This window comes from Fulvivirga sp. (assembly GCF_040218215.1).
Taxonomy (GTDB): Bacteria; Bacteroidota; Bacteroidia; order Cytophagales; family Cyclobacteriaceae; genus Fulvivirga.
Genome location: NZ_JAVJQL010000009.1, coordinates 1 through 7,552 on the forward strand (window position 1 = coordinate 1; position 7,552 = coordinate 7,552).

Here is a 7,552-nt window from a genome sequence, read left to right on the forward strand (position 1 = left end):
TTATATCTAATGGCACATATCCGCAATATTTGTTGGGTATAGTGCACTTATCTTTCTAAAAGTAAGAATAATAAAGAATTTATTATATACTGAGGCATTAAATGATTACCTGTTGAAGGTAGTCAGCCCAACCAGGAAAGGCTATAAAACAAAACACCCCTCGGGAACCTGGTCTCAAGGGGTGTTTCGTTGTCTATAGTTGGCTTTATGTTTCAAGTATACGCACATGCTGGAGATTTGTATACTGTTTCTGGACAAAGGCCATTATTTGACGGTGAGGTGCGTTTAAGGCCTGCTAGTTGTGTTACCTTAGTGAGGTATGTAGCGGTCAAGTATAAGCGTAATGAAGGATTTCGGAACGATACAGTGTCCGCCTACCGCAAAGTTTTTTAGGAGCAAAAACGCTCAATTTTACTGTTTAACCTGCATTACGCTTATACAATGTTGTGGGTAGTATATCGTTCGGGTCTACTTCAGTAATTTTCCCTTCTCTCAATACAATCATCGGACTATTCTTTTCCTTTTTGAACAGAACTAGCTTTCTGTAAGTCTCTTCAAGTCCTTTTACAATTTTATCGCGTTCCTCTTTTAATTGCTCTTTAGTTCCCATAATATTTTTCTTTTAACTCCTTCCATTGCAAAACATTGTTGACGGTAATTTCATTCAATGAACCTTCTGCAATAATTTCATAGCTATCTCCAGAATTATTTACAAATAACCAGTTATCCACTCTGTGGAGAAACAGATTAAAAAAGTTCTTCAATCCACTTTTATATCTTCTTCTAATTACATCCTCGGGAATATGATGCCCTCCTTCTTTTACTCTGGTGGCTACTCTAGAAATAGCTAATTCTTCCGAGTCCAGCAGAAAGAACAAACAGGTTACTTGATAACCTAGTTGCTTGGCTTTCTCAATAAATGTCACATAGCTTCTTGTCGAAAGCGTAGTTTCAAATGCGAAACTTTCACCTGCTTGCAATAGGTTTTTAATCCTTTTCAACATCATTCTACCTGCTTCTATACCCACTTTTTCAGGCTGAAAAGGTGAAATACCTTTAGCAATTTCGTCCGCATTAACAAACTCCTTGCAATCAAGTATTTCTGGCAGAATTGTATAGGAAGCAGTGGTTTTACCAGCTCCATTGCATCCAGCTATGACGTATAGTTTTTTCATCTGAAACAAATATACAAATTATGGCAATCAGGAAGCTCTCAGATATTTCTTAAATCCAAGCGTTAAAAGGTATATATTTCAACCCATTTGTATCTTTTTCAAAGAATGTAGGCTTATCGACCCTTTAGTTTAGCTTACCATTAAGTATATGATTCCAGAAATAACTATTAAGATGACCCAAGCCAATAATTCACCTTTAAGTAAAGATTTGAAACCGTTGAATATTTTTTTCATAAAAATCAAATTTGGTGGATTTTCAGACTGATTCGCTTTTTTTCTTAGATAACATGCTGATTTTATTTAAAAAATTTCAGCATGCTTAAAAAATATTCCATTGTCTCGCTGCTATTACCCACAACATCCGAATATCAACAATTGCAAATATCCACACTATATCTAATGGCACATATCCGCAAAATTTGTTGGGTATAGTGCACTTATCTTTCTAAAAGTAAGAATAATAAAGAATTTATTATATACTGAGGCATTAAATGATTGCCTGTTGAAGGTAGTCAGCCCAACCAAGAAAGGTCATAAAACAAAACACCCCTCGGGAACCTGGTCTCGAGGGGTGTTTCGTTGTCTATAGTTGGCTTTATGATTCAAGTATACGCAGATGCTTTAAACCTGCATACTGGTTTTGGTCAAAGTGATTTATTTGGCGGTGAGTTACGTTTAAGACCTGTTAGCTGTGTTAAAAAATTGAGTGGGGTGTATGTAACGCCACGCTATCAGGCGTGGGGATTTTTATGTACTTAAATTAAACATTGCTTAGAACTTTCCAACAGCTACCACATTTCTGAACCCACCAAAACCCCATGACTTGATAGCAAATATATGCGCCTTGAATGGTGAATATAGCTCATGAAGTTGAGCGTTCCAAAGGGTGACCTGCCCGAATGAATTCGTTCAGGCGGGAAGTCCCGTATGCGGGGGAGTTCCCCTATCAAGTATGGGACAGGCTGTGTCCCTAAGCGAAGTAAGTGGCATGCGTATCGCTGAAGCTTTAGCATAAGCACAAGGTTGTTAACTATGAAGTTAGAACTGAAGTAAGCCAAACTACGGTATCTGTATTGACGAACAGAAACTAGATACTGAGGGGATGAGGTAGCACATCATGCCGAAGTCCAACCCTCCTGAAAGGGAGGAATTTCCGAAATAGTAGATATGGCAGCGTTAGGTACAAGGATATTCACCTTACCGAGGGAGGTCTCTGTGCTACGGGATAGCATAACAGAAGTCAGCAGACCGCGTGTCGCCCTAGCTTTAGCGGTGGCGCAGGCCATAGTAGTTACTGGCAACAAGCCCTGAAAGACAGGGAAGTCTTACAAGGTAGCGAAGGGCTGAACCCCGTATCAAGTACGGGGCAGGCTGTATTGTGAAGCGAAAATTCGTATAGGAATCCGCCATCTAGCGGATAGCCTATACTTAAAAGTAGTGGGAAGAGATAACTGGTGTAAAGAGCGGTTATCTTATGCTTTACGAACCGCTGTATACGAGAACCGTACGCTGGGTGGTGGCGCCTACGCTGAAGCTTTAGCGCAAGCATGAGAGAGGCGCACCGTGGGCTTATGGCTCATGGCCGTCTACTCGATTAGCTGTTGCCTTTTATTTATTCTTCCTTGTCATATCAGTAACTACTTCTCCGTCATATTTCCAAAATCCGTTTGTTCCACCAAACCAAATGTTGTCTTCTTTATCTCCGACTATAAAGATTATCCGTTCGTAAGTAACATTTTTATTATCAACAAATCGAGTAAATTCTTTTCCGTTATAGACACAAAATCCTTGCATTCCACCAACCCATAAATTACCCTGTGTGTCTTCATAAATTGCTCTGACATTTTTGGTGCAAAGTCCGTCTTTCTCTGTAAAGGTTTGAAATGAATTTCCGTTAAAGGAAGTCAAGCCACTTTCTCTATTACCATTGAAACCGAACCAAATAATTCCCTTACTGTCAACAATAATTATCCTTATTTGGTCGTCACTTATTCCATCTTTCGGCATATATTGAGTGAAAGTTTTCCCGTCAAATTTGTTAGCCCCACCGTGAGACATTGAGGCGAACCATAAGTTTCCGTAATTATCTTCTGTAATTTTTTGAATAACGTTGTGATAAAGTCCATCAGGCATAGTATCGCCAATTTCTGATAAGAGGTTCGTGAATGATTTGCCATCGTAACGATATGCTCCAGCTCCATTTGTTCCTATCCAAAACATTCCATTTTTATCCTGAACAATAGACTGTACTTCATTTGGATTGACCATCGGATATGATTTTTTAAGCCAATCGGTTGAGATTTTATATTCTGGAATTTTTAAATGCGTAAACTTTGTTCCATTAAAAATGGAAATTCCGTTTGCTGTTCCAAACCATAAATCGCCATTATCAACTTGATAAATACAAGATATTTTATTGTTAGAAAGCCCGTCTTTTTCTGTAAAATGAACAAAATTTGAACCGTCAAATTTATAAACACCATCGTTGGTAGTTCCAAACCAAAGATTGTCGTCTTTATCTAAAAAACCGCAATAAACATTTCCATTTGGGTTTTCTATTTTTCCTGTCGTTATATTATCTTCAATTTTCTTTTGCTTGACCTGTCCATTACAAGAAGATAAAATAAATATCAAGCCTACAATTGTAAAATATTTTGGTAAGATTAATTTCATATATTTTACTATTGGTTCTTGGTTTGTTTAGGTTACAGCCAACGTCCAACTATCATCCGTAAGCTGGATTTTCATTTATCCATAAAAGTATCTAGTTTCATCAGCCTTTGCAAATAGCTCAGCTAGCTTATGGATGATAGTGTCTGTTAGCGGCTGGATTTTTTTGATACACTCTAAGGATTTTCCGATCTTGACGACTAATGCAAGTGAAAGAGAAATTAAAATAAGTTGATTTGGAAAAGGAGTTCGTAAGCTTAATCAAGAAAAACGAGAGCATCATACTCAAGATCTGCAATATCTATTGCAAGGAAATAGAAGATCGTCAAGATCTACATCAAGATATTCTCGTCCAATTATGGAAGTCATTTCCAAATTTTGATAAGAGGTCAAAAATAACCACCTGGATGTATCGGATTGCTTTGAATACTGCTGTTTCCAGATATAGAAAGGAAAAGAAGGTACCAATAAAAGAAGCAATATCCGAACGGCTGGTCTCTGATTCCTCAAATGATGACGAAAATGTTCGGTTACTGTATTTAGCAATAGAAGGATTGAATAAAATAGAAAAAGCCATCACCATGCTCTATTTGGATGGGATCAAGTACAAAGAGATTGGTGAAATAATGGGTCTTAGTGAATCCAATGTTGGATTCAAGATCAATCAGATAAAAAGCAAATTACGTGAAAAACTAAAAATCGATATGTTATGAATATTAATGAACTGAAAAAAACTTGGGATAATTTGCACCAGAAAGGTTTGGAAAGTCAAACCGAAAGTGAAATTCAAAAAATCATAGTATTTGGGACTTCTGAGGTAGTATCTACCATCAACAAAAAGCTATTTAGAGATATGGCAATTACTGCTTTTGCGTCAGTGGTTAGTGCTTTTGGAGTCATATTTTTCTACTTAGCATTTGATCCAGTAAAACACCCTTGGATCGATCTTTCGAAACTCGTTCCAATTCAAGTGTTAGCATTTGTTCTGTTTTTTGTGTTGTTCTTATTCGGTTGGCTTGAGTATAAGCTTGTCAACCGAAAATTCACTTCTGAATCTGTCAAGGCATACATATCAACTTCGCTTGTCAACCTTAAGAAGTACAGCAGGCTTTTCATGACAGTGATTCTACTTTTACTTCTAGGTACATTTTTTCTCGAACTTAATTATTTCTTCGTTGGGGAAGGATTCGCAAACATGCTCTTTAAGACTGGAGGTTCAATTTTGCTTACTGCTATTAGTTATGCGATTATTAGACGATACTACAAAAAGGGTTTTGGATCATATTTGGCAGATTTGTCAAGTTATCAAAAAGAGTTGGAGTCGTGATGGCCCCCTTGCCGCTAACGCCCCTGTAAGGCGCGTTTGTTTACTTTGTTCAAGGCATAAAACTAGCACGAATTGGGTTTAGAACCTAGTCGAGATACAAGCAGCTTAAGACACTGCGTTCCTGTTGGTCGTCCACAAGTTAAGAGATGAAAGTGGATGTGAAATGCTTACCCAAAACGTGCGGTGGAGCCGCACCAAAGCATTTTAGGACTTCGCACGGTGAAGTCCAAATGCGCTCTTACGCCATGTTAGCATCATATTTAGTCTATTAAGTCAATAATACCTCTGTAAGTGAAGGTTGAATCTGAATCTCTAAACTTTAAATTCATGTTTACTTCATACTCTAATCTAGATAAAGCCATAGAGTCAAGATTTAGCAACAGTAAGCCGATTGAGTCCTTAATAGTAGGATTATATATTATCAACTCACCATCGTTAGATTTGTATTTAAAATCTATATAGTTGATTGATTGCAAATGATTTTCAAGAAATTCAGGATTGGTGTATTTTGAATAGTTTGATAGCTCAAATTTAAATGTTTGTACACCACTTTTTAAAGTTGCTTCACTCTTGCCGTTATAAAAGTTCCAAATCTCCTTTTCACTTGTAGACAGTTTTGGCATTAATATTCCTTCATATTCAGATACATCAAAATCTTGTTTGTCCTCAATGTTTTTAACGCTTGAATTGCAACCGATGAATAAAAAAGTAAATATAAATATGGTCAAATAAGTCCTCATAAAATTGATGCTAACGCCTGTGTAGAAAACGTATGCTACACGAGGCTATAAAAAACTAAACGTAGCATTTTCTGCTAACTTTCTCAACGCACACAAGTCAAAATCTGCTCAACACTTTCAAGTTCCTACTACTGCGTTCTGGTCAGTCGTCTGCTATGGAATGCAAGCAGAAATGCGGTGCAAGTTGCACTGCCTTAAGCTACAAGGTGCTATAGCATATGTTTTTCTACACCATGTTAGCTGCTTTTGGCTTTATAATATAAATATCCTCCCATGGTTACAAGCACCAAGATTGTCAGTCCACCATATATATACTTTAAATCACTTTGTTGCTTTCTTTTTTGAAGAGTTTGAATGACTGATTCAGGTAAAATCTTGTTGATGATTGCTTTTTGAACATATATACTATCAATGTTATAATCTAAAACAATTTCTTTTAAAGAGTCAAGATGAGAGAGGTTGTTTGATGTATAGTGCAATTCGTAAATTGACTGTATTGTCCGACTTATTTCGGAGTATACCTCATTTAAAGATTTTGGATCATTGGTATGGTAAAAGCGTCCGCCAGTTAAGTTTGCTAACATACTTAATGTATCAATATTTACGGAGCCTAGACCAATGACATAAATCGGAATCTCTTTTCTGACAGCAGAATCTAAAACATCCTCAAATGTTGAATTAGAATGATTATTTAAGCCATCAGTCAATGCAACAATTGATTTAAGTCCGTCTGTGTTGTCTAAATTTTTAATTCCCCTTAGTAGAGCATCATAAAAAGCAGTCATGCTATCCGCTTTTACCGTTGATAAAACGGAATCTATTTTGCTGAAGTCATTTGTAAACGGAAAATCAACATCAACTCTGGAGCTAAAACCAATCAGATTTATTAAATCTTTGTTCGATTCAAATGATTTGTTAAAAGAACTTATTGCAGATTTTGCATGGTCGATCGGGGCTACATATCCTTCTGGATATTTAAATCCTTCCATAGTATAAATGAACCCATCGTAAATATATCGGGCCATTTCTGGGTATTTAATAGTATCTAAAAGTTCATCACTTTGTTGCATTGATCCAGAGTGATCTAAAATTAAACTAATGTTTATTGCATTATTTTTTGATTGTAAAAAAAGAGTATCTATTAACTGAGATTCTTTATTCTCTTTAACTATCAAGTCAGATTTTGATAGATTCCAGATTGGTGACTTTTCAGTGCTTTCAGCATGAAACAACAGCGATACTTTAGGGAAAGATTCTGGATACGCATTGAGAATTTCTAAATTCATCGTATCACCTGAGGTCAATTGCCCTTTGAAACTTGTTTGACAAAATGAAGGGAATTGAATAGATAAAAGTATTACAATTAGAATTATTCGCATGTCTTGTTATTATACTTGAACTGAACCTATAAGTCTATAATAAGAGGATATTAAGAAAGTCACTTGATTTACCACCAATATTGCAGCTAACATCCGAATATCAACAATTGCTGATATTCGCCTTATATCTAATGGCACATATCCGCAATATTTGTTGGGTATAGTGCACTTATCTTTCTAAAAGTAAGAATAATAAAGAATTTATTATATACTGAGGCATTAAATGATTACCTGTTGAAGGTAGTCAGCCCAACCAGGAAA

7 protein-coding genes are annotated in these 7,552 nt (G+C 36.3%); 2 read left to right on the top strand and 5 right to left on the bottom strand.

Going from position 1 to position 7,552, the window contains the following annotated elements:
• Positions 1-418: 418 nt before the first annotated feature.
• From RIB54_RS03260 to RIB54_RS03270, 3 genes are all read right to left on the bottom strand, one after another.
• On the bottom strand, positions 419-610 hold the full coding sequence (locus RIB54_RS03260; protein WP_085519221.1) for a hypothetical protein: 192 nt from the start codon (positions 608-610) through the stop codon (positions 419-421).
• Positions 600-1,175 carry an ATPase gene (locus tag RIB54_RS03265; protein WP_350099253.1) on the bottom strand — a complete coding sequence of 192 codons (576 nt, stop codon included), beginning with the start codon at positions 1,173-1,175 and terminating at the stop codon, positions 600-602. The genes RIB54_RS03260 and RIB54_RS03265 overlap by 11 nt, the downstream gene beginning before the upstream one ends.
• Positions 1,176-2,783: 1,608 nt before the next feature.
• Positions 2,784-3,848 (bottom strand): ligand-binding sensor domain-containing protein, encoded by a 1,065-nt coding sequence (locus tag RIB54_RS03270; protein WP_350099254.1) that lies wholly within the window; start codon positions 3,846-3,848, stop codon positions 2,784-2,786.
• 233 nt (positions 3,849-4,081) lie between these two features.
• On the opposite strand from RIB54_RS03270, the gene RIB54_RS03275 reads away from it, so the two are divergent.
• The gene (locus RIB54_RS03275) at positions 4,082-4,558 is read left to right on the top strand and encodes an RNA polymerase sigma factor (protein WP_350099255.1); all 477 of its coding nucleotides are present in this window, start codon (positions 4,082-4,084) and stop codon (positions 4,556-4,558) included.
• Positions 4,555-5,172, top strand: coding sequence for a hypothetical protein (locus tag RIB54_RS03280; protein WP_350099256.1), 618 nt, complete (start codon positions 4,555-4,557; stop codon positions 5,170-5,172). Before RIB54_RS03275 ends, RIB54_RS03280 begins: the two co-directional genes overlap by 4 nt.
• A 260-nt stretch (positions 5,173-5,432) precedes the next feature.
• Here RIB54_RS03280 and RIB54_RS03285 read toward each other — a convergent pair whose 3' ends face one another.
• Positions 5,433-5,912, bottom strand: a complete 480-nt coding sequence (locus RIB54_RS03285) for a hypothetical protein (protein ID WP_350099257.1) — start codon at positions 5,910-5,912, stop codon at positions 5,433-5,435.
• Between the two features lie 236 nt (positions 5,913-6,148).
• Positions 6,149-7,291, bottom strand: coding sequence for a vWA domain-containing protein (locus tag RIB54_RS03290; RefSeq protein ID WP_350099258.1), 1,143 nt, complete (start codon positions 7,289-7,291; stop codon positions 6,149-6,151).
• Positions 7,292-7,552 lie beyond the last annotated feature (261 nt).